Raw genomic sequence first — 18,167 nt, forward strand, 5'->3', positions numbered from 1 at the left:
ACCGTGACGCCATGGACCCTTCCGCGGTCTGGCGGGACAAGAACCACAAGTGGCGGATCGAGGCGTACCGGGCCCCGGACCTGCGCTTCGCGATCTTCGCCACGAACGGCCCGACCGAGTCGGCGCCGCTGTGGCTGTTCGGGATGGCCGCGCTGGCCCGCTGGCTGATGACGCACGCGATCTCGCTGGACGACCTGGAGACCGACTGATGGGCGGGCAGGTCGCGCTGGTGCTGGTGCTGATCCTGGTCAACGCCGCCCTGTCCGGCAGCGAGATGGCGCTGGTGAGCCTGCGGGAGGGGCAGCTGCGGCGACTGGCGCGCTCCGGGCGGGCCGGGGCGCGGCTGAGCCGCCTCACCCGCGAACCGAACCGCTACCTGGCGACCATCCAGCTCGGCATCACACTCGCCGGGTTCCTCGCCTCGGCCGCCGCCGCGGTGACGCTCGCCGAGCCGCTCGTCGGGCCGCTGGGGTTCCTCGGCGGGGCCGCCCGCCCGGTGGCCGTGTTCCTGGTGACGCTGCTGCTGACGTTCCTCACGCTCGTGGTGGGGGAGCTGGCACCCAAGCGGCTGGCCATGCAGACGGCGGAACGGTGGGCGCTGATCAGCGCCGGGCCGCTGGACCTGCTGGCCCGGCTGTCCCGCCCGGCGGTGTGGCTGCTCGGCCGCTCCACCGACCTGCTGGTCCGGCTCGCCGGCGGTGACCCGCGCGCCAGCCGGCAGGAGGTGACCGAGGACGAACTGCGCGAGATGCTGGTCAGCCAGCGCGGGCTGTCCGCCCAGCAGCGGGAGATCCTCGCCGGGGCGTTCGACATCGCCGGCCGTACGCTGCGCGAGGTTCTGGTGGCCCGCCGCGACGTGACCACGTTGCCCGCCGACCTGCCGGCGGCCGAGGCGATGCGCCGGCTCGCGGCCACCGGCCGGTCCCGGGCGCCGGTGATCGGCCCCGGTGGGCTCGACGACGTGTGCGGCACCGTGCACATCCGCGACCTGGTGGACGCCGGCGGCGCGCCGGTCGGCGACCGCGCCCGGCCGCCGGTGCTGCTACCGGGCACGCTGCCGGTGGCCGACGCGATGCGGCAGCTGCGCCAGCGGCACGAGCAGCTCGCCCTCGTGGTCGACGAGTACGGCGGCGTGGACGGCCTGGTCACCATGGAGGACCTGCTCGAGGAAGTGGTCGGCGAGCTGTACGACGAGACCGACCGGGACGTGCACAGCGCCGAGCGGGAGCCGGACGGCGGGTTGCTGCTGCCGGGCGACTTCCCGCTGCACGACCTGCCCGACGTGGGCGTGCGCGTGTCGTTCCCGCTGTCGCGCGAGTACACCACCGTGGCGGGGCTGGTGCTGGCCGGGCTGGGCCGGCTGCCCGAGGGCCCGGGGGAGCGGGTGCGGCTGCCCGGCCTCACCGTCGAGGTGGTCGAGGTGGCGGGACGGGCGATCCGCCGGGTCCGGCTGCGCGGCCCCGCTGTGGGCCGCACACCGGACTGACACCCGGACGGGGGACAGCCGCCCGATTCCCGTCCCGGCCGGCGCCGCCGGTCGTACGGTGCGGGCGTGAAGGACCGAGGAATGCGTACGTTCGTCACCGTGCTGGCCGGACTGGCCGTGATCTACTTCGGCTTCACCGGAAGCCGGGACAGCGGCGGGGAGGGCGGCGTCTCCGGAGGCGTGGTGCTGCTGGCGCTGCTCGCCTCGCTGCTGGCCTGGAACCTGACCAAACCCGGCCCGGCCAAGTAGCCGCCGGCTCAGTGCGCGGTCGCGGCGCTGCGGCTCACCTCGCCCGCCGACTCCTCGCCCAGGGCCACCCGCACCAGCGCCGACGCCAGCCGGCCGAAGTCGGCCTCGCCGACCAGCCCGACCAGGTCGCCGGGGCTCGCCGGCAGGCCCAGCCGCCGCGCCCCGGCGAGCGTGCGCCGATCGGCGTACGGGCGCACGTCCGGCCACACCGACTGCGCCTCCCGCAGGAAGATGTCCGCGCCGGTGGGGCCGATGCCGGGGAACTCGGTGAGCAGCCGGCGCAGCGCGGCCCGGTCGGCGCCGGCCTCCTTGTGCAGCCGGCGCAGGTCGCCGTGCCAGCGGTCCAGGCACAGGCGGGCGCCGGTGCCGAGCATGGTCGCGGTCCGCTCGTCGTAGCGCCGGTAGTGGCCCCGGCCCAGCGCGTCGACCCGGTCCTGCCAGCTCGCCGCCTCCATCGCCTGCGGGGTGCGGTAGCCGGCGGCGAACAGCTCCCGGGCGGCGGCCACCGCCACCGAGGCCCGGATCCGGGTGCTCAGCAGCGTGGTGAGCACCAGCAGCTGGTAGAGCGGGCCGGGCCGGTCCGCGAGTGCGATGCCGGCCTCCTCCGCGTACGTGCGGGACTGCCGGTCCAGCAGGGCGCGCGCGACGTTGCGATCGTCTGGCATCCATCCGGCTTACCCGCCCCGGCCCCGGCCAGACCCCCGGGCCGATCCGGAATGCGCGCGGCGGCGACGGGTACGCGGGTCGGGTGCGCGGTCGACGGCCGTGCGCTCCACCGGGAAGGAGAGACCCGTGGTCAAGCCGCAGCAGGAGGAACTGCGCCGGAACGATCTCGGCGCCACCAGCCAGGACAGCCGCAAGACGGCCGTCACGGCGGGTGGGCATCCACGCAACAAGGGCACCTCGAACGGCGACGTGGGACGGCCCGTCCCCAAGGGGCAGGTGTCGCCGTACGGCCCGGCCGGTGAGCCGGTCGCCGACGACGAGAGCGACAGCTAACCGCGAGCCGACGTCGGCCGCAGTCGCCGCCAGGTGGCTGCGGCCGACAGCCCGTACGCCAGGTGCGGGATCAGGTCGGAGATCCAGTCGCTGCGCCGCCAGGTACGCGGGTCGGTCACGCCGAGCACCGTCATCGAGCCGTCGGAGGTGGCCATCACCCCGCCGCCGAGCAGCACCGTGGCCAGCGGCAACGGAATCCGCCGGCGCGCGGCGAGGACGCCGAATCCGGCCCCGGCGGCGATGCCCATGGCGTACCCCAGGAACGGCCCCAGACCGGAGCGGCGGTTCGCCGCCTCGTCGCCGGGGCCCAGGTCGACGTGCGTCACGTCGGCCAGCCGTCCGGCGACCGACTCCGGGGTGCTGCTGGCCGGGCGGGCCCGCAACGCCATGTCCAGGTACGAGACCGCGTTGAGGACGGCGCTGCCGACGGCGCCCGCGATGGCGCCGTCGACAACCGCTGCCGTCCTCACTTCGGGTCACCCGGTTCCCGGTTGCCCTTGGGGCCGTAGGTCCGTTCGCCCCGGACCACGCCCCGTTGCCCCCGGTCGTCCTGCAGGATCCGGTTGGCGACCTGGTTCGCCTCCTTGTCGGCCGCCCGTCCGGACTGCTCGACGAGGTCGCGAAGGCGTGCCCGCTGCTTGTCGTACGCGTTGCTGCCCGGCCGTGGTCCTGGCATCTCTGCCTCCTCCGGATCGCTGTCGGCTGACCGTAGGCGTCTACCCGCCCGGGCCGGGACCAACCGTTGCGCGCGGACCCCGCCCGGCCGGAGCGCCGCCCAGCCGGCGGCGCGGGTCGCCGTTCAGTCCGGGGGGCGGACCACGGCGACGGGGCAGGCGGAGCGGTGCAGGATCGCCTGGCTCACCGAGCCGAGCAGCAGCCCGCCCAGTTCGCCCCGGCCCTGCCGGCCCACCACGACCAGCTGGGCCTCGGCCGACGCCGTGGTCAGCGCCGCGACCGGTTTGGCGCGGACCGCCTCGGCGTGCACGGTCAGGTCCGGCCACCGTTCGCCGATCCCGGCCAGCGCCTCGGTGAGCACCCGCTCGTCCTCCTCGGCCCGCGTCGCGTCGCCCCGGCCGCGCGGCGCCGGGCGGGCGTGCACCACGTGCAGCGGGGCGCCCCGCGCGGACGCGGTCTCGGCGGCGAATTCGACGGCGGCGCGCGACAGCGTGGAGCCGTCCACGCCGGCCACGACGGGGCCGTCCGCGTGGCCGGTGCCGCGCGCGATCAGCACCGGGCAGTCGGCGTACGAGGCGACCTGCACCGCGACCGACCCGACCACGAGCGCGGCGAATCCGCCGAGGCCCCGGTCGCCGAGCACGATCACGGCGGCGGTGGGGGACTCGCCGAGCAGCACCGCTGCGGCCTCCCCGTCGATGATCTCGCCGGTGACGCGCAGCCCGGGTGACTCCGCCTCGGCGACCGCGACCGCGTCGGCGACCAGTTGCCCGGCCTGGTTGCGCAGTCCGGCGCCGGGTGGTGACCCGGCCGGCGCGGAGACCGGTACGCGCAGCAGCGGCCAGATGAAACCGTGCACGACCCGCAGCGGGCGGTTGCGCCGCCGCGCCTCCCGGGCCGCCAGGCGCACCGCCCGCGTGGCGGGTTCGGAGCCGTCCACCCCGACCACCACCGCGGCCCCGTTCGCCGAGTTCACCAGTACCTCCTCGTGGCCGGCGCTGCCGCGGCCAGTATCGCGGTCCGGGTGGGCGGCCCGGGGCGATACCGCCGGGGTCGCCCGGTGGGTACGCTGGCTGCAGCGCCCAGGGGAGGAGCCCCGTCGATGGATCAGCCGGACGGACCGAGTACCGCCCGCATGATCGACTACTGGCTCGGCGGCCGGCACCACCGCCCGGTGGACGTCGCCGCGGCCGCCGCGTTCGAGGCGGCGTACGGGCCCTGCGCGGCGATCTTCCGGTCGCTGCGCGGTTTCCTCGGGCGCACCGTGCGGGCCATGGCCGCCGACGGGATCGACGGTTTCCTGGTCTTCGGTGCGGGCGTGCCCACCTGCGGCAACGTCCACGAGGTCGCGCCGGAGGCGACGGTCCTCTACACCGACGTGGATCCGGAGACGGTCCGGCTGGGCCGCAGCCTGCTCGCCGACAGCAACCGGGCCGGGTACGGCTACGGCGACGCCACCGACATCGGGACCGTCGACCGGGCGCAGTTGCACCGGTTCGTGCCGGGCTGGGGGAGACGGCCGGTGGGTGTGGTCTTCCTCGGGCTGGCGGCGTTCCTGGACGACGACACGCTCGCCCGTACGCTCGACGAGCTGTACCAGGCGGTGGCGCCCGGCAGCCGGCTGGCGATCGACTTCGACACGGAGGAGCTGGCCGGGCACCCCGAGGCGCTGGCCATGATGGGCCCGGCGTTCCGGATGCGGGCGCCCGAGCGGTTCGCGCCGCTGCTGGGTCGCTGGCAGCCGACCGACGACGGCATCGTGCCGGTGGCGCGGTGGCGGCCGGCGGGTGAGCCCGAGCCGGTGCCGGACGCGTTCCACGGCGCGCTGGCGTTGCGCCCGGCCGGCTGAGCAGGTCCCGTCACGCCCGGCCGAGGCGGGGCGTTCGCCGTCGGGCGGCCTTCGTATGATGTTTGCCCTGTAGCAATAGTCGTCATCGGAGGATGAGCATGCCGGACGCGTCCGGAACGGTGTCGCGTGCCCTGCGCACGGCGCCACCCGACCAGCTGGCGGAGACCGCGGACGCGGTGCTGCGCCAGACGCTCGGGGCCGCGCGGGCGGAGGTGTTCGTCGCCGACTACCGCGCCAGCGGACTCTGGCCGGTGCTCGACCCGGATGTCCCCGACGGCGGCCCGCTGGTGGCCCACACCGTGGCGCAGCGCTGTTTCAGCAGCCAGGAGCCGGTGCTCGACATCGTCGAGGACGGCCGCTGCCGCGCCTACCTGCCGCTGTCGGTGTGGGGGGAGCGGCTCGGTGTGCTGATGGTGGAGCTGCCCGGCGACCCGGACGCGGCCACTGTGGAGGCCGCCCGTGACGCCGCCGGGGAACTGGCCGTCGCGATCCGGGCGGCCGACCGGGAGACCGACCGCTACCGGCGCGCCCGGCGGCGCGAGCGGCTGAGCATGGCCGCCGAGATGCAGTGGGACCTGCTGCCGGGGCGCAGCGTACGGCTCGGTGACGCGCTGCTCGCCGGTCAGCTCGAACCGGCGTACACGGTGGGCGGTGACCACTTCGACTGGTCGGTGGACGGCGACCGGCTCACCCTCACCGTGCTCAACGGCACCGGCGGCGGCCTGGCCGCGTCGATGCTCACGGCGATGACTGTGAACGCCATGCGCAACGCCAGGCGTTCCGGCGGCAGCCTGGTGGAGCAGGCGGAGCTGGCCTCGGACACCATCTACTACCAGCACCGGGGCAGCCGCCACGTGGCCACGCTGCTGCTGGAGCTGGACAGCCGCCGGGGCGTGATGCGGGCGGTCGACGCCGGCTCGCCGCAACTGCTGCGGCTGCGCGGGGGCCGCGTCACGCCGATCGCGCTGGAGCAGCAACTGCCGCTGGGCATGTTCGCCGAGACGCGCTACGACGTGCAGGAGTTCACTCTGGAGCCGGGCGATCGTCTCTTCGTGGTCAGCGACGGGGTGTACGCGGCGGAGCCGGACGGGCAGGAGCCGTACGGCGTCCGGGCGATGGCGCGCGCGATGCGGTCGACTCGGCTGCAGCCGGCGACCGAGGCAGTTGGTACGGTGATGCGCGAACTGCATGCGTACCATGCCGACGCGGATCTCCGTGACGACGCGGTCGTCGTCTGCCTGGACTGGCGCGGCTCCAGCCGGTCCGACGACGTGACGGGGCAGTGACGGGGGCGGCGGAGCGGACACGAGCGGGACGATCGCAGGGGACAGCGAGTGGAGCGACCTCCGAATCTTGCCGCGGCCATCGAATCGGCTGCGGAGGCGCTCATCGGTGTGCTCGACTCCGCGACGTCCCGGCACACGGTCAGCGTCTCGCCGACGCAGTTGCGGGTGCTGTCGCTGATCGTGTCGCATCCGGACACCAACGTGAACCGTCTGGCCGAGCTGCTGGACGTGGTCCCGTCGTCGGCGAGCCGGCTGTGCGACCGCCTGGAGGCGGTCGGCCTGCTGCGCCGGGTGGCGGACCCGCGTGACCGGCGGGAGGTGCGGCTGATCCCCACCGCGGCGGCGGAGACGCTGCTGCGCGACCTCCAGGACAGGCGGCACCGGGCGGTGCAGGCCGTGCTCGACCGGATGCCCAACCGGGTGCAGCACGAGCTGCTGCTGGCGCTGGTGGCGTTCAGCCAGGCGGCGTCGGCGACCGCCCCGCAGGCCGGGTCGGACTCCACCGCCCGTACCGCCTGAGCCTCACACCGACGCCCGCCGCCGTTCACCGCTCGACTAGTGTCCTAGGATGCCTTAGCGGTTGTGACGGTCCCCACCGTGACACCACTGAGCAACGACGCAGCGGGCGCCCGGGGGAGAACGGCGAGCCCGATATAGTGGCAGCGCAACTGAGCGGCCCGTGATCACGACGAGGGCGGGCCGCGACGGGGAGGTCCCAGCCCGGGATCACAGAGGGCGCCGGCGTCTGACCGGCCGGCAACGCGCACGTCCCTCCAGCGGCCGTTCATCCGGCTGCCGGACCGTGCTGCGAAGGGAGGGTTCGGTGTCGCGTCGGCCGGCTCCAGCGGAGCAACCGGATTCCGGGACCGCCGCGGTCGTGGGAGACCGCGTCCTCACGCTGCCCAACCTGATCAGCTTCGTCCGGCTCGTCGGCGTGCCGATCTTCCTCTACCTGTTCCTCGTGGTCCGGGCCGACGTCGCCGCCATCGCCGTGCTCGCCGTCGGCGGCACCAGTGACTGGGTGGACGGCTGGATCGCCCGCCGCCTGGGCCAGGTGAGCCGGCTCGGGGAGCTGCTCGACCCGCTGGCCGACCGCCTCTACATCCTCGCCACGCTGCTGGCGTTCACCGCCCGCGAGGTCGTGCCCTGGCAGTTCACCGGCGCGCTGCTGGCCCGGGAACTGCTGCTGCTGGTGTCCCTCGGGGTGCTGCGGCGCTACGGCTACGGCCCGCCGCCGGTGCACTACGTCGGCAAGACCGCGACGTTCCTGCTGCTGGCGGCGTTCCCGATCCTGCTGCTCGCCGACGCGGCGCCGGACATCGGCACCGCCGCCGGCGCGATCGGCTGGGGGCTGGCCTGGTGGGGCCTGGTCCTCTACTGGGTCGCCGGCGCGATGTACGTGGTGCAGGCGAGCCGCCTCGTGCGGGCCATGCGGGCGCGGCGTACCGGGGCGGCGGCATGACCACGCCGCCGCGGCGGGACGGGGAGAAGGAGCGCGACCCGTCGAACCGGGTGTACGCGCCGGACTTCCTGACGGAGCTGTTCCGCAATCCGCTGGATCCGGGGTACGGGGACGCGGCGGCGCGCCGGGCGACGGGCTCGATCTCGCGGGTGCGGCAGGTGCTGGGCCGGCCGGTGAGCCTGGTGGTGCTGGCGCTGATCGGTTTCCTGTTCGCGGTGGCGTACCGGGAGACGATGGCTGAGGAGCCGAGCCGCGCGACGGCGCGGGCGGGTCTGGTCGCCGAGATCAAGGGGCGGGAGGCGGAGACCGACCGGTTGACCGAGCGCGCCGAGCAGTTGCGTGAGGAGGTCGGCCGGCAGCGGGACGCGACGTTGAGCGGTTCGCAGGCGTCCCGGTTGCGCACGCTGGAGGCGGGTACCGGCCTGGCCCGGGTGCGTGGGGACGGCGTGGTGGTGCGGCTGGCCGACGCGGCGGCGGACCAGGACGGGGTGACCGGCGGGGACGCGGGCCCGTCCCGGGTGCTGTACTCGGATCTGCAGAAGGTCGCGAACGCGTTGTGGGCGGCGGGCGCCGAGGCGGTGGCGGTGAACGGCCAGCGGTTGACGGCGACGTCGACGATCCGGTCGGCGGGTGAGGCGATCCTGGTGGACTACCGGCCGGTGACGGGTCCGTACGAGGTGCAGGCGATCGGGCCGAGGTCGATGCGGGACCGGTTCGACGAGAGCCGTGCGGCGGCGTTGATGCGTGAGGTGGCGCGGACGACTGGTCTGTCGTTCGGGGTGAAGCGGGTCGAGGACCTCACGTTGCCGGCGGCGCCGCAGCCGCGGCTACGCTACGCCGAGCCTCCGGCGAGCCCCAGTCCGAGTGCGAGCGCGAGTGTGCGCCCGTCGGGTTCGGGTGGTGCCGGTTCGTCGAGTCCCGGGTCGTCCGGCCCGGGTGGTTCTTCCAGCCCCTCGGGAGGTGGCCGATGATCGCGGTGCTGGCGTTGCTCGCCGGTGTGGTGCTCGGGGTGTATCTGGACCCCACTGTGCCGGCGGCGTTGCAGCCGTATCTGCCGATCGCGGTGGTGGCCGCGTTGGACGCGGTGTTCGGTGGGGTGCGGGCGAAGCTGGACCGGATCTTCGACGACAAGCAGTTCGTGGTGTCGTTCATCTCGAACGTGCTGGTGGCGGCTCTGATCGTGTACCTGGGTGACCAGTTGGGCGTGGGCGGTCAGTTGTCCACCGGTGTGGTGGTCGTGCTCGGGGTGCGCATCTTCGGAAATGTGGCGGCGATCCGCCGGCACCTGTTCCGGGCGTAGGTTTGTGGCGATGAGCGAGGAACACAGGGAAACGGGTACCGGGTGGCCGCAGCCGGGGGAGCCGGCGCGGCCGTCGGGTCCGGCGGGTGAGCCGGATCCGCGCCCGGACGCGCCCGATCCGGACGAGTTGAGCCCGTTGGCGCCTGTGGAGCCGGTGCCGGACGAGGCGGAGCCCGCGGAGCGGGAGGCGGTGCCGGAGTCCGAGCCGGAGCCGGGTGCGACGGCCGGTGCCGGGACGCCGTCGGCGGCGCGACGGTTCTCGTCGGCGGGCGCGATGATCGCGGTGTTGCTGGCGTTGCTGGGTTTCACGCTGGTGGTGCAGTTCAAGACGACGTCGACGGATCCGACGCTCGCGGCGACGCGGGAGGAGGACCTGGTGCGGATCTCGTCGGATCTGGATTCGCGGGAGCGGCGGCTGCGCCAGGAGATCGAGTTGCTGGAGGAGAGTCAGCGGCAGCTGCGGTCGGGTGAGCAGGGCCGGCAGGCGGCGCTGGAGGAGGCGACGCGGCGGGCGGACGAACTGGGCATCCTGGCGGGGACGTTGCCGGCGGTGGGTCCGGGTCTTGAGGTGCGGTTCTCGGGGCCGGCGAAGGCGGTGTCGTCGACGCGGATCCTGGATGCGGTGCAGGAGCTGCGGGGTGCGGGCGCGGAGGCGATGCAGATCCAGGGTGCGGACGGTACGGCGGCGCGGATCATCGCGTCGACGTATTTCGTGGACGGGCCCGACGGTGCGCTGGTGGTGGACGGGCGGCGGTTGACGGGTCCGTTCACGATCATGGTGATCGGTGATCCGGCGACGATGCGTACGGCGTTGAACATTCCGGGCGGGGTGGTCGCATCGGTGCGGGACGGCGGCGGTAACGTGACCTCCGAGGATCGTGAGGTTGTGGAGGTTTCGCAGCTGCACGCGCCGATCAAGCTGGACCACGCCCGGCCGGTCTCGTGACCGGTCGCGGCCGCGCCGGTTTCTCCGGTGCACCGATGACGAAGGACGCAGCTGGTGATTCCTGAGGATCTGCGGTACACCGCCGAGCACGAGTGGGTGGTCGCTGGTGACGGTGGTGCCGTCCGCGTCGGTATCACGCACTTCGCGCAGGACGCCCTGGGTGACATCGTGTTCGTGCAGCTGCCGGAGCCCGGTGCGGTGGTGGCGGCGGGCGAGTCGCTGGGCGAGATCGAGTCGACGAAGAGCGTGTCGGAGATCTACGCGCCGTTGAGCGGTACGGTGGCGGCGCGCAACGAGGCGTTGGCCGACACCCCTGAGGTGATCAACACGGATCCGTACGGTGCGGGGTGGTTGGTGGAGATCACTCCGGACGATCCGGCGGCGGTCGAGGGTCTGCTGACCGCCGATGCGTACCGCGAGCTCACCGAGAGCTGAGTTCGTGCTGTTCCGGGCGGCGGCGAGGTTCCGCGCGTCCGGTTGCCCTGCATTTCGGCGCTGGCTAGGCTCGCCCAGTCGACCGAGAACCAATAGTTTGAGCGTTGCGGAATGCGCCTTCCCGGGCACGGGGAGCCAGCCGCCGGGTGTGGTGTTGCCCGGCGGCCAGACCCGCCATTCCCTGACGCCGACCGAACAGATCCGTGAGGTGGTCCCATGACGCGCCCAGACGACGAGTTCCCCCCGCTCGACGTCACTTCGACGCTCAATCTCGGTTCGCTCGACGAAGTGCTGGAGGGGCCGGACACCGATGTGGTGCCGAGCCGCATGTCCGGCTCGTTGCCGCCGGGTATGGCGTTGCTGGTGGTTCGCCGGGGTCCGAATGCGGGCGCCCGGTTCCTGTTGGACCACGATGTGACGACGAGTGGGCGGCACCCGGACAGTGACATCTTCCTGGACGACGTGACGGTGTCGCGTCGGCACGCGGAGTTCCACCGTGACGGTGGGACGTTCACGGTGCGGGATGTGGGCAGCCTGAACGGCACGTACGTGAATCGTGAGCGGGTCGAGGCGGCGACGCTGAGCAACGGTGACGAGGTGCAGATCGGCAAGTTCCGGGTGGTGTTCATCGCCGGTCCGCGCCCGGAGGAGGAGGCCGGCCGGGGGTGAACGAGCCTGCGGCTTCGACGCCGTCCGGGGCGGCGCGGGCGCCTGCGCTGATGAGTATCGGCGAGGTGCTGGCGCAGTTGCGGCCGGAGTTTCCGGACGTCACGATCTCGAAGTTGCGGTTCCTGGAGGCCGAGGGCCTGGTGGAGCCGCAGCGGACGCCGGCGGGTTATCGGAAGTACGGCTGGGACGATGTGGCGCGGTTGCGGTTCGTGTTGACCGCGCAGCGGGATCAGTATCTGCCGTTGCGGGTGATCCGGGAGCAGTTGGCCCAGTGGGACGGGTCTGGTCCGTCGCCGGGGCGGGGGCGGCCGAATCTGGTGGCTGTGGGTCCGGGTGGTGAGGTTCCGGGCCGGGAGCCGGCGGAGTCGGCCGAGTCGTCGGAGGTGCGGCTGGACCGGGCGGGTCTGATCGCCCGTAGTGGGGTGGACGAGTCGACGCTGGCGGAGTTGGAGCGGCTGGGTGTGCTGGTGCCGGATCCGCCGGGGTGGTACGACGCGGACGCGTTGATCATCGCGAGTGCGGTGGCGGGTCTGGCGGCGTACGGGCTGGAGCCTCGGCATCTGCGGGCGTACCGGTCGTCGGCGGATCGTGAGGTCGGGTTGTTCGCGCAGTTGGTGGCGCCGTTGGCGCGGCAGAGTGATCCGGCGGCGCGGGCTCGGGCGGCGGAGACGGCGCGGGAGTTGGTGGCGTTGTCGCAGCGGTTGCACGCGGCGTTGGTGCGGGTGGGGCTGCGGTCGACGTTGGGCCGGTGAGGTCGGTGCGAGGGGCCGGGTGCGGTGTGCGCCCGGCCCTTCGTCGTGGGTGGGCGCGGAAAGATCTGGTCGGTGGAGCGTGTCGTAGGCTTGCCGGGGTATGCCCGTCCGGCGAGGCGTGGTGCACGTAGCGCGTGGGACTCCCGTGTCCTGGTCCGTGTACCGTGCAGGGAAGGGCGCGGTGCAAGGTGACGACGACACGGAGGCGGCGGTGCGCGAGCTGAGCGTGGTCGGAGTTCGGGTGGAGTTGCCCAGCAACCAGCCGATCGTCCTGCTGCGGGAGGTCGAGGGGGACCGCTATCTGCCGATCTGGATCGGCGCGGTCGAGGCGACGGCGATCGCTTACGAGCAGCAGGGGGTCAAGCCGGCCCGGCCGTTGACGCACGATCTTCTTCGGGATGTGCTGGCGGCGCTGCAGGCGCCGTTGCGGGCGGTGGAGATCACCGAGTTGAAGGAGAACGTGTTCTACGCGGATCTGCTGCTCGGTGACGGTGTGCGGGTGTCGGCGCGGCCGAGTGACTCCATTGCGTTGGCGTTGCGGGTGGGTGCTCCGATTCGTTGTGCGGAGCAGGTCCTCAGCGAGGCGGGGATTGTGATCCCGGACGAGCAGGAGGACGAGGTGGAGAAGTTCCGGGAGTTCCTGGAGCAGGTGCGTCCGGAGGACTTCGCGGGTTGAGGTGTCCCGGCCGGGTGGCCGGGGTGGCGTGGCGGTGGCCGGCGCGGCGTGTCGCGGTGTCTCCTGCGGGTGTAGTCCGGGGGGCGGCGTTAGGGTTGCCGTGTCGAGTGGTGCGCGTACGGGGAGTCGGCGCGGCACCGCCACGGGCGCGGGGAGGTTGGTCCGGATGCACGAGCCGCGGGATCCTGGTCCGGGTGCGGAACAGCAGGCGGGTGTGGGGGCCGATCCGGCCGGTGACGGCGAGGTCGGTTACCGGGGTGTGACCGCATGTTCGGCGGTGGGGATCAGTTACCGGCAGTTGGACTACTGGGCGCGTACGGCGCTGGTGGTGCCGAGTGTGCGTGACGCGTCGGGTTCGGGGACGTCACGGTTGTACTCGTTCCGTGACCTGGTGGTGTTGAAGGTCGTGAAGCGGCTGCTGGACGCCGGGGTGTCGTTGCAGAACATCCGTAAGGCGATCGAGGCGTTGCGGTCGCGTGGGGTGGACGATCTGGCGGGCATCACGTTGATCTCCGACGGGACGACCGTGTACGAGTGCCGGTCGCCGGAGGAGGTGGTCGACCTGTTGCAGGGCGGCCAGGGGGTGTTCGGCATCGCGATCGGTGGTGCGTTCAAGGAGATCCAGGGTTCGTTGTCGCATCTGCCGGCGGAGCCGGTGGGTGGGCAGGAGCCGGCCGTGCCGGCGGTGGAGCCGGAGGCGGAGTCGGTGGGTGACGAGCTGGCGGCGCGCCGGGCCCGGCGCCGGGCGGGGTGACCTGCGTCGCGTCTCGTTGACGGGATCGCGCCGCGCCCGAAAAGGGTGCGGCGCGATTCGTGTTTTGGTGACGGGGTGTGGTCTCCGCCCGGTGGTTGAGGCGGGTGGACGGTGTGGACCGGGCCGGGTGGGAGTCGGCGCAGGTCACGGCATGTGTGCGCGTGATGTCCGAAAAGGACGGTACGTCGGGCGCATTGACGTCGAGTGTGCGACCGGTTGCGGTGTGTCCACCGGCTGCGGCCGGGCTGCTGACTGTCCGTGATCGACAGTTCTCGGGATCCGGACAGGGGCGGCGTGAAGTGTCGTGGCGGGCGCGCTATGGTCCGTTCCGGTCGTCGGCGTGTCGACGTCACGGCGGAACGCTGTGTGACGCCGCGCCGGACGGCGAGCCCCTGCCGCGGCGCTGCCCGCGGACCCCTGGTGGAAGGACCGAGCATGACGGTGACGAGCGAGACCACCCCGATCTCCCACTACGAGCGCATCGGCGGCGCGGCCGCGGTGAAGGCCGCGGTGGAGCTGTTCTACGACAAGGTGCTGGCCGATCCGGATCTGGCCGGCTACTTCGCCGACGTGGACATGGTGGAGCAGCGGCGGCACCTGGCCCTGATGCTCGCGGTGGTGCTCGGCGGCCCCAACGAGTACGCGGGCCGTGGGCTGGCCGAGGCGCACCAGCCGCTGAACATCACCGGTGGGCACTACGCGAAGGTCGGTGAGCACCTGACGGCGACCCTGGTGGAGCTGGGTGTGCCGGCGGACGTGATCGCCGACGTGCAGGTCGTGCTCGGGCAGGTGCGGGAGCAGGTCGTGTCGGCGGGGGACGCCTGAGCGTGGACGTCGCACGGCTCAAGCAGAGCTGGTCCCTGGTCGCCGGGCACGGCGACCAGGTGCCGCTCTACTTCTATTCGACGCTGTTTCTGGCGCATCCGGAGACCCGGCAGATGTTCCCCACGAACATGGCCGGGCAGCGGGACCGTCTGGTGGCCGCGCTGGGGCATGTGGTGTCCCACGTGGACCAGGTGGACCGGCTGGTCGGGTTCCTGCGGGACCTCGGCGCGGACCACCGCAAGTTCGCGGTGCGCGCGGAGCACTATCCGGCGGTCGGTGAGGCGCTGCTGGCGACGTTGCGGCACTTCTGCGGCGAGGCGTGGACCGAGGAGCTGGCCGCGGACTGGGCCGCCGCGTACGGGCTGGTGGCGCAGGTGATGACCGAGGGCGCGCAGGCCGCGGAGGCGCAGTCGCCGCCGTGGTGGGTGGCGGAGGTGCTGACGCACGAGCAGCGCACCTTCGACGTGGCGGTGCTGACCGTACGCCCGCAGTATCTGTTGCCGTTCACGCCCGGCCAGTCGATCGGGGTGTCGCATCCGGCGGTGCGGTCGTGGCGGTACTACTCGCCGGCGAACGCGCCGCGTCCGGACGGCACTGTGGAGTTGCACGTGCGGGCCGCGCCGGGCGGTGTGGTGTCGTCGCGTCTGGTGTACGGGTGCGCGGCCGGTGACCAGATCCATCTGGCGTCGCCGGTGGGTGACCGGTTGACGTTGTGGCAGGCCGGGTCGTCGGATCTGCTGCTGCTGGCCGGTGGGACCGGCTGGGCGCCGGTGAAGGCGCTCGTGGAGCAGGTGGCGGCGGAGGGTTCGGGGCGGCGGGTGGACCTGTACGTGGGTGCCCGGTCGCGGACGGAGTTCTACGACAGCGAGGCGATCGACAAGCTGGCGGCGACGCATCCGTGGCTGCGGGTGTCGTACGTGGCCGGTGCGGATCCGGCCCGGCCGGGCGAGTCGGTGCGCATCGCCGACCGGGTGCTCGCCGATGGGGACTGGCGGTCGCGGCACGTGTACGTGTGCGGGTCCGACGAGATGGTGGGTCATTCGGTGGCGGCGTTGACCGGCGCCGGATACCAGCCGGGTCAGGTGCATCACGAGGGTTACGGCAAGCACTGGTACGGCCCGGCGTGGCGGACGATGACCGGCGCGGACGGGCCGGCAACAACGGAGGTGGGCCGGTGAGCGCGAGGAGTGAGCCGGTGAGCGCGGGTCCGATCAGCAGTTACGACGCGCAGCAGGTGTCCGGTCCGGTGCAGGTGCGGTTGACCTCGGACCGGGTCCGGCGGTGGGAGTTCGGGTCGGCGGCGTTCACCCGGCGCGGTTACGACCAGACCGATGTGGACCGGTTCCGGTTGCAGGTGGCCGACGAGCTGGATCTGCTGGCGGCGCAGGTGGCGAACCTGCGGGCGGAGAACGAGCGGCTCAACGACCATCTGGAGCTGCACCGGCACGGGGTGATCCCGAGTACCGAGGCGGTGGCGCCGGCGGCGAAGGAGGTCAACCTGTTGTCGGCGGCGCAGCGGGAGGCCGAGCAGATCATCGCGCAGGCCCACGACTACGCCCGGCGGGTCGCCGAGTACGCCCGTACGCAGTACGAGAGTTACATGCGGGCGGCGGCGGAGGAGGCGAAGCGGGAGGCCGAGCGGGCGGTGACGGAGTACCGCAGCGCGGCCGGGAGCGGCTTCGACGACTCGGTGGCGACGCGGGAGGCGTTGCGGATCTTCGGCGAGATGATGATTTCGCACATGCAGGCGGCGGCCCGGCATCTCGACGACGGCAGTGAGCAGTTGTCGCGCACGATGGAGCGGATCGCCCGGGAGTTGCCGCAGGGCGGCGGGGGCTCGCCGCAGCCGGCGTTGTCCCGCCACCAGCGTTGACCGGCGTCCCGGTCCGCCGCGGCGGGCGGGCCGGGACGTGCGCGGTGGGTCAGGCGGTGACGGCGTCGATCGCCTCGGCGATGGGGCTGTCTCCGCCGACGAGTTCCAGGGTGTGCCCGGCGGTGGCCGGGGCGTACAGCAGGGCGAGCAGCACCCGGGCCACGTCGGCGCGGCTGATCGCGCCGGGTTCGACGTGCCGGGCCAGGGTGATCCGGCCCGCGGGCTCGTCGTCGGTGAGCCGGCCGGGCCGCAGCACCGTCACGTCGAGGTCCCGTGCGGTGACGTCGTCCTCGGCGGCCTTCTTGGCCCGCAGGTACGCTGCCCACACGTCGTCGGTGCCCTCGGCCGGCGCGGCGTCCACGCCCATGGAGGACACCAGCAGGTACCGGCGTACCCCGGCCTGGACCGCGGCGTCGGCGAGCAGCACGGCGGCGCCCCGGTCGACGGTGTCCTTGCGGGCGGCGCCGCTGCCGGGTCCGGCGCCGGCGGCGAACACGACCGCGTCGGCGCCGGCCAGGTGGGCGGCGAGGGCGTCGACGTCGGTCTGTTCCAGGTCGCACACGACCGGTTCGGCGCCGGCGGCGCGCAGCGCGGCGGCGTGGTCGGGGTTGCGGATCAGCCCGACCGCTGTGTCTCCGCGTCCGGCCAGTTCCCGCTCCAGCAGCTTGGCGATCTTTCCGTGCCCTCCGGCGATGACGACGCGCATGCGCTCAACCTAGCCCGGCAAGCCGCGCCCCGCCGGGCGACCGACCTGGTTGATCATGAGGTTGGCGGTACGACACGCCGGGCCGGACCACCGTCAACCTCATGATCGACCGGGCGAGGCGGGCGGGGGAGGGGCGGCGGGCGGCGCGGCGAGGGACCATGGACGGGTGAGTGAGGCGTTCGAGGAGTTGGCGCGGCTGGTGGCCGCCGGGGACGTGGTGGTGCTCAGCGGCGCGGGCCTGTCCACCGAGTCGGGCATCCCGGACTACCGGGGGCCCAGCGGCGCGGCGCGCCGGCACACCCCGATGACGTACCAGGAGTTCACCCGGGATCCGCTGGCGCGGCGGCGGTACTGGGCGCGCAGCCACCTGGGCTGGCAGACCATCGCGCGGGCGGCACCGAACGACGGGCACCGGGCGGTGGCCCGGTTGCAGGCGGCCGGGCTGCTCGGCGGGATCATCACCCAGAACGTCGACGGGCTGCACACCGCCGCCGGCGCCACCGGGGTGATCGAGCTGCACGGCCGCCTCGACGAGGTGACGTGCCTGGACTGCGGCAACGCCACCGGCCGTGACGAGCTGCACCGGCGCCTGTCCGAGGCGAACCCGGGCTTCGACGCGCGGGTGGCGCGCGTCAACCCCGACGGCGACGTGGACCTGCCCGACGACGCGGTGACCGGGTTCCGCACCGTCGACTGCGGCCTCTGCGGCGCCGGCATGCTGAAACCGGACGTGGTGTTCTTCGGTGAGACGGTCCCCGCCCCGCGGGTCGCGGACTGTTTCGCGCTGGTCGAGCGGGCCCGGGCGCTGCTGGTGCTCGGGTCGTCGTTGACGGTGATGTCGGGGCGGCGGTTCGTGCTGCGGGCGGCCCGCCACGGCATCCCGGTGGCGATCGTCAACCAGGGCGTCACCCGCGGTGACACCTACGCGGCGCTGCGGCTGGACGCCCCGCTGGGCGCCACCCTGTGCGCGCTGGCCGACCGGGTGGCGGCGGCTCCGGCGCCGGTGTGATCAACCCCCGGGACATGAGCCGGAAACACGCCCGCTGGTAGCGTTGGGGGTGCCGGTACCACCCACGTGGGAGAGACCGTCGACCCGGCGGCGCCGAAGGGGCAGATTCTCCCCGGAACCTCTCAGGCAAAAGGACCACGTGGGCAGGCGCTGTGGAGCGCGTCAGCGCGACTCAGGGGGAGGCCGACCCGTCGACCTCGCCCCACCAAGGAGCGC

Annotated in this window: 25 protein-coding genes and 1 riboswitch; of the genes, 20 read left to right on the forward strand and 5 right to left on the reverse strand. The window is 73.3% G+C overall.

The genetic code is table 11. The features are described 5' to 3' along the window. The first annotated feature begins 11 nt into the window (after positions 1-11). From Q3W68_RS17745 to Q3W68_RS17755, 3 genes are all read left to right on the forward strand, one after another. A complete protein-coding gene (locus tag Q3W68_RS17745) occupies positions 12-209 on the forward strand; it encodes a hypothetical protein (protein WP_013286387.1) in 198 nt (65 codons plus the stop codon). After that, on the forward strand, positions 209-1,486 hold the full coding sequence (locus Q3W68_RS17750) for a hemolysin family protein (RefSeq protein ID WP_302906494.1): 1,278 nt from the start codon (positions 209-211) through the stop codon (positions 1,484-1,486). Before Q3W68_RS17745 ends, Q3W68_RS17750 begins: the two co-directional genes overlap by 1 nt. A gap of 66 nt (positions 1,487-1,552) precedes the next feature. Then, on the forward strand, positions 1,553-1,735 hold the full coding sequence (locus Q3W68_RS17755; protein WP_120569850.1) for a hypothetical protein: 183 nt from the start codon (positions 1,553-1,555) through the stop codon (positions 1,733-1,735). Positions 1,736-1,743: 8 nt separating this feature from the next. Here the strand turns inward: Q3W68_RS17755 and Q3W68_RS17760 are convergent, their stop codons facing one another. Next, on the reverse strand, positions 1,744-2,400 hold the full coding sequence (locus Q3W68_RS17760) for a hypothetical protein (protein WP_302906495.1): 657 nt from the start codon (positions 2,398-2,400) through the stop codon (positions 1,744-1,746). A 127-nt stretch (positions 2,401-2,527) separates the two neighbouring features. Between Q3W68_RS17760 and Q3W68_RS17765 the strand changes: the two genes are divergently transcribed. Beyond that, the gene (locus tag Q3W68_RS17765; protein WP_302906496.1) at positions 2,528-2,734 is read left to right on the forward strand and encodes a hypothetical protein; all 207 of its coding nucleotides are present in this window, start codon (positions 2,528-2,530) and stop codon (positions 2,732-2,734) included. On the opposite strand, the gene Q3W68_RS17770 is transcribed toward Q3W68_RS17765, so the two are convergent. The 3 genes from Q3W68_RS17770 to Q3W68_RS17780 all read right to left on the reverse strand — a co-directional run bounded on the left by Q3W68_RS17770 (position 2,731) and on the right by Q3W68_RS17780 (position 4,385). Further along, positions 2,731-3,204 (reverse strand): hypothetical protein, encoded by a 474-nt coding sequence (locus tag Q3W68_RS17770; RefSeq protein ID WP_302906497.1) that lies wholly within the window; start codon positions 3,202-3,204, stop codon positions 2,731-2,733. The genes Q3W68_RS17765 and Q3W68_RS17770 overlap by 4 nt on opposite strands. Next, positions 3,201-3,410: a phosphatidylethanolamine-binding protein gene (locus Q3W68_RS17775; RefSeq protein ID WP_120569853.1), complete on the reverse strand. Its 210-nt coding sequence runs from the start codon at positions 3,408-3,410 to the stop codon at positions 3,201-3,203. The genes Q3W68_RS17770 and Q3W68_RS17775 overlap by 4 nt, the downstream gene beginning before the upstream one ends. Positions 3,411-3,533: 123 nt before the next feature. After that, positions 3,534-4,385, reverse strand: a complete 852-nt coding sequence (locus tag Q3W68_RS17780) for a universal stress protein (RefSeq protein WP_302906498.1) — start codon at positions 4,383-4,385, stop codon at positions 3,534-3,536. Positions 4,386-4,511: 126 nt separating this feature from the next. Between Q3W68_RS17780 and Q3W68_RS17785 the strand changes: the two genes are divergently transcribed. From Q3W68_RS17785 to Q3W68_RS17855, 15 genes are all read left to right on the forward strand, one after another. Continuing rightward, the gene (locus Q3W68_RS17785; RefSeq protein ID WP_302906499.1) at positions 4,512-5,258 is read left to right on the forward strand and encodes an SAM-dependent methyltransferase; all 747 of its coding nucleotides are present in this window, start codon (positions 4,512-4,514) and stop codon (positions 5,256-5,258) included. Between the two features lie 98 nt (positions 5,259-5,356). Beyond that, positions 5,357-6,544, forward strand: coding sequence for a PP2C family protein-serine/threonine phosphatase (locus Q3W68_RS17790; RefSeq protein ID WP_302906500.1), 1,188 nt, complete (start codon positions 5,357-5,359; stop codon positions 6,542-6,544). Positions 6,545-6,592: 48 nt separating this feature from the next. Next, on the forward strand, positions 6,593-7,063 hold the full coding sequence (locus Q3W68_RS17795; protein ID WP_302906501.1) for a MarR family transcriptional regulator: 471 nt from the start codon (positions 6,593-6,595) through the stop codon (positions 7,061-7,063). A 304-nt stretch (positions 7,064-7,367) separates the two neighbouring features. Then, positions 7,368-8,006 (forward strand): CDP-alcohol phosphatidyltransferase family protein, encoded by a 639-nt coding sequence (locus tag Q3W68_RS17800; RefSeq protein ID WP_302906502.1) that lies wholly within the window; start codon positions 7,368-7,370, stop codon positions 8,004-8,006. Then, complete coding sequence (locus Q3W68_RS17805) at positions 8,003-8,977, forward strand: DUF881 domain-containing protein (RefSeq protein ID WP_302906503.1); 975 nt, start codon at positions 8,003-8,005, stop codon at positions 8,975-8,977. Before Q3W68_RS17800 ends, Q3W68_RS17805 begins: the two co-directional genes overlap by 4 nt. Then, positions 8,974-9,306 carry a small basic family protein gene (locus tag Q3W68_RS17810; protein WP_091426880.1) on the forward strand — a complete coding sequence of 111 codons (333 nt, stop codon included), beginning with the start codon at positions 8,974-8,976 and terminating at the stop codon, positions 9,304-9,306. Before Q3W68_RS17805 ends, Q3W68_RS17810 begins: the two co-directional genes overlap by 4 nt. Positions 9,307-9,316: 10 nt before the next feature. Continuing rightward, positions 9,317-10,252, forward strand: a complete 936-nt coding sequence (locus Q3W68_RS17815) for a DUF881 domain-containing protein (RefSeq protein WP_302906504.1) — start codon at positions 9,317-9,319, stop codon at positions 10,250-10,252. A gap of 54 nt (positions 10,253-10,306) precedes the next feature. Continuing rightward, a complete protein-coding gene (gene gcvH, locus Q3W68_RS17820; protein ID WP_302906505.1) occupies positions 10,307-10,687 on the forward strand; it encodes a glycine cleavage system protein GcvH in 381 nt (126 codons plus the stop codon). Positions 10,688-10,903: 216 nt separating this feature from the next. Then, positions 10,904-11,356 (forward strand): FHA domain-containing protein, encoded by a 453-nt coding sequence (locus Q3W68_RS17825; protein ID WP_007071101.1) that lies wholly within the window; start codon positions 10,904-10,906, stop codon positions 11,354-11,356. A gap of 50 nt (positions 11,357-11,406) precedes the next feature. Then, positions 11,407-12,108: a MerR family transcriptional regulator gene (locus Q3W68_RS17830; RefSeq protein WP_302906506.1), complete on the forward strand. Its 702-nt coding sequence runs from the start codon at positions 11,407-11,409 to the stop codon at positions 12,106-12,108. A gap of 211 nt (positions 12,109-12,319) precedes the next feature. Beyond that, complete coding sequence (locus Q3W68_RS17835) at positions 12,320-12,784, forward strand: bifunctional nuclease family protein (protein WP_088647333.1); 465 nt, start codon at positions 12,320-12,322, stop codon at positions 12,782-12,784. A 166-nt stretch (positions 12,785-12,950) separates the two neighbouring features. Continuing rightward, entirely contained in the window at positions 12,951-13,538 is a 588-nt protein-coding gene (locus Q3W68_RS17840; protein WP_233585654.1) for a MerR family transcriptional regulator, read from the forward strand. A 435-nt stretch (positions 13,539-13,973) separates the two neighbouring features. Continuing rightward, positions 13,974-14,363 carry a group 1 truncated hemoglobin gene (locus Q3W68_RS17845; RefSeq protein ID WP_120569863.1) on the forward strand — a complete coding sequence of 130 codons (390 nt, stop codon included), beginning with the start codon at positions 13,974-13,976 and terminating at the stop codon, positions 14,361-14,363. 2 nt (positions 14,364-14,365) lie between these two features. Beyond that, positions 14,366-15,541 carry a globin domain-containing protein gene (locus Q3W68_RS17850; RefSeq protein WP_302906507.1) on the forward strand — a complete coding sequence of 392 codons (1,176 nt, stop codon included), beginning with the start codon at positions 14,366-14,368 and terminating at the stop codon, positions 15,539-15,541. 17 nt (positions 15,542-15,558) lie between these two features. Then, positions 15,559-16,236, forward strand: coding sequence for a DivIVA domain-containing protein (locus tag Q3W68_RS17855; RefSeq protein ID WP_302906508.1), 678 nt, complete (start codon positions 15,559-15,561; stop codon positions 16,234-16,236). A gap of 49 nt (positions 16,237-16,285) precedes the next feature. On the opposite strand, the gene Q3W68_RS17860 is transcribed toward Q3W68_RS17855, so the two are convergent. Next, the gene (locus Q3W68_RS17860; protein ID WP_302906509.1) at positions 16,286-16,942 is read right to left on the reverse strand and encodes an NAD(P)H-binding protein; all 657 of its coding nucleotides are present in this window, start codon (positions 16,940-16,942) and stop codon (positions 16,286-16,288) included. 166 nt (positions 16,943-17,108) lie between these two features. Here Q3W68_RS17860 and Q3W68_RS17865 point away from each other — a divergent pair, with 166 nt between their 5' ends. Then, complete coding sequence (locus Q3W68_RS17865) at positions 17,109-17,951, forward strand: NAD-dependent protein deacetylase (RefSeq protein WP_302906510.1); 843 nt, start codon at positions 17,109-17,111, stop codon at positions 17,949-17,951. A gap of 57 nt (positions 17,952-18,008) precedes the next feature. Further along, positions 18,009-18,099: riboswitch (glycine riboswitch) on the forward strand. Positions 18,100-18,167 lie beyond the last annotated feature (68 nt).

The organism is Micromonospora sp. C28ISP2-4 (assembly GCF_030519385.1).
Classification (GTDB): domain Bacteria; phylum Actinomycetota; class Actinomycetes; order Mycobacteriales; family Micromonosporaceae; genus Micromonospora; species Micromonospora tulbaghiae.

Excerpts from the sequence above, each read along its gene's own strand:
- Q3W68_RS17785 (WP_302906499.1), top strand. The coding sequence starts at position 4,512 with ATGGATCAGCCGGACGGACCGAGTACCGCCCGCATGATCGACTACTGG.
- Q3W68_RS17860 (WP_302906509.1), bottom strand. The coding sequence starts at position 16,942 with ATGCGCGTCGTCATCGCCGGAGGGCACGGAAAGATCGCCAAGCTGCTG.
- Q3W68_RS17810 (WP_091426880.1), top strand. The coding sequence starts at position 8,974 with ATGATCGCGGTGCTGGCGTTGCTCGCCGGTGTGGTGCTCGGGGTGTAT.
- Q3W68_RS17815 (WP_302906504.1), top strand. The coding sequence starts at position 9,317 with ATGAGCGAGGAACACAGGGAAACGGGTACCGGGTGGCCGCAGCCGGGG.
- Q3W68_RS17750 (WP_302906494.1), top strand. The coding sequence starts at position 209 with ATGGGCGGGCAGGTCGCGCTGGTGCTGGTGCTGATCCTGGTCAACGCC.
- Q3W68_RS17790 (WP_302906500.1), top strand. The coding sequence starts at position 5,357 with ATGCCGGACGCGTCCGGAACGGTGTCGCGTGCCCTGCGCACGGCGCCA.
- Q3W68_RS17775 (WP_120569853.1), bottom strand. The coding sequence starts at position 3,410 with ATGCCAGGACCACGGCCGGGCAGCAACGCGTACGACAAGCAGCGGGCA.
- Q3W68_RS17840 (WP_233585654.1), top strand. The coding sequence starts at position 12,951 with ATGCACGAGCCGCGGGATCCTGGTCCGGGTGCGGAACAGCAGGCGGGT.
- Q3W68_RS17845 (WP_120569863.1), top strand. The coding sequence starts at position 13,974 with ATGACGGTGACGAGCGAGACCACCCCGATCTCCCACTACGAGCGCATC.
- Q3W68_RS17745 (WP_013286387.1), top strand. The coding sequence starts at position 12 with ATGGACCCTTCCGCGGTCTGGCGGGACAAGAACCACAAGTGGCGGATC.
- Q3W68_RS17760 (WP_302906495.1), bottom strand. The coding sequence starts at position 2,400 with ATGCCAGACGATCGCAACGTCGCGCGCGCCCTGCTGGACCGGCAGTCC.
- Q3W68_RS17805 (WP_302906503.1), top strand. The coding sequence starts at position 8,003 with ATGACCACGCCGCCGCGGCGGGACGGGGAGAAGGAGCGCGACCCGTCG.
- Q3W68_RS17830 (WP_302906506.1), top strand. The coding sequence starts at position 11,407 with ATGAGTATCGGCGAGGTGCTGGCGCAGTTGCGGCCGGAGTTTCCGGAC.
- Q3W68_RS17825 (WP_007071101.1), top strand. The coding sequence starts at position 10,904 with ATGACGCGCCCAGACGACGAGTTCCCCCCGCTCGACGTCACTTCGACG.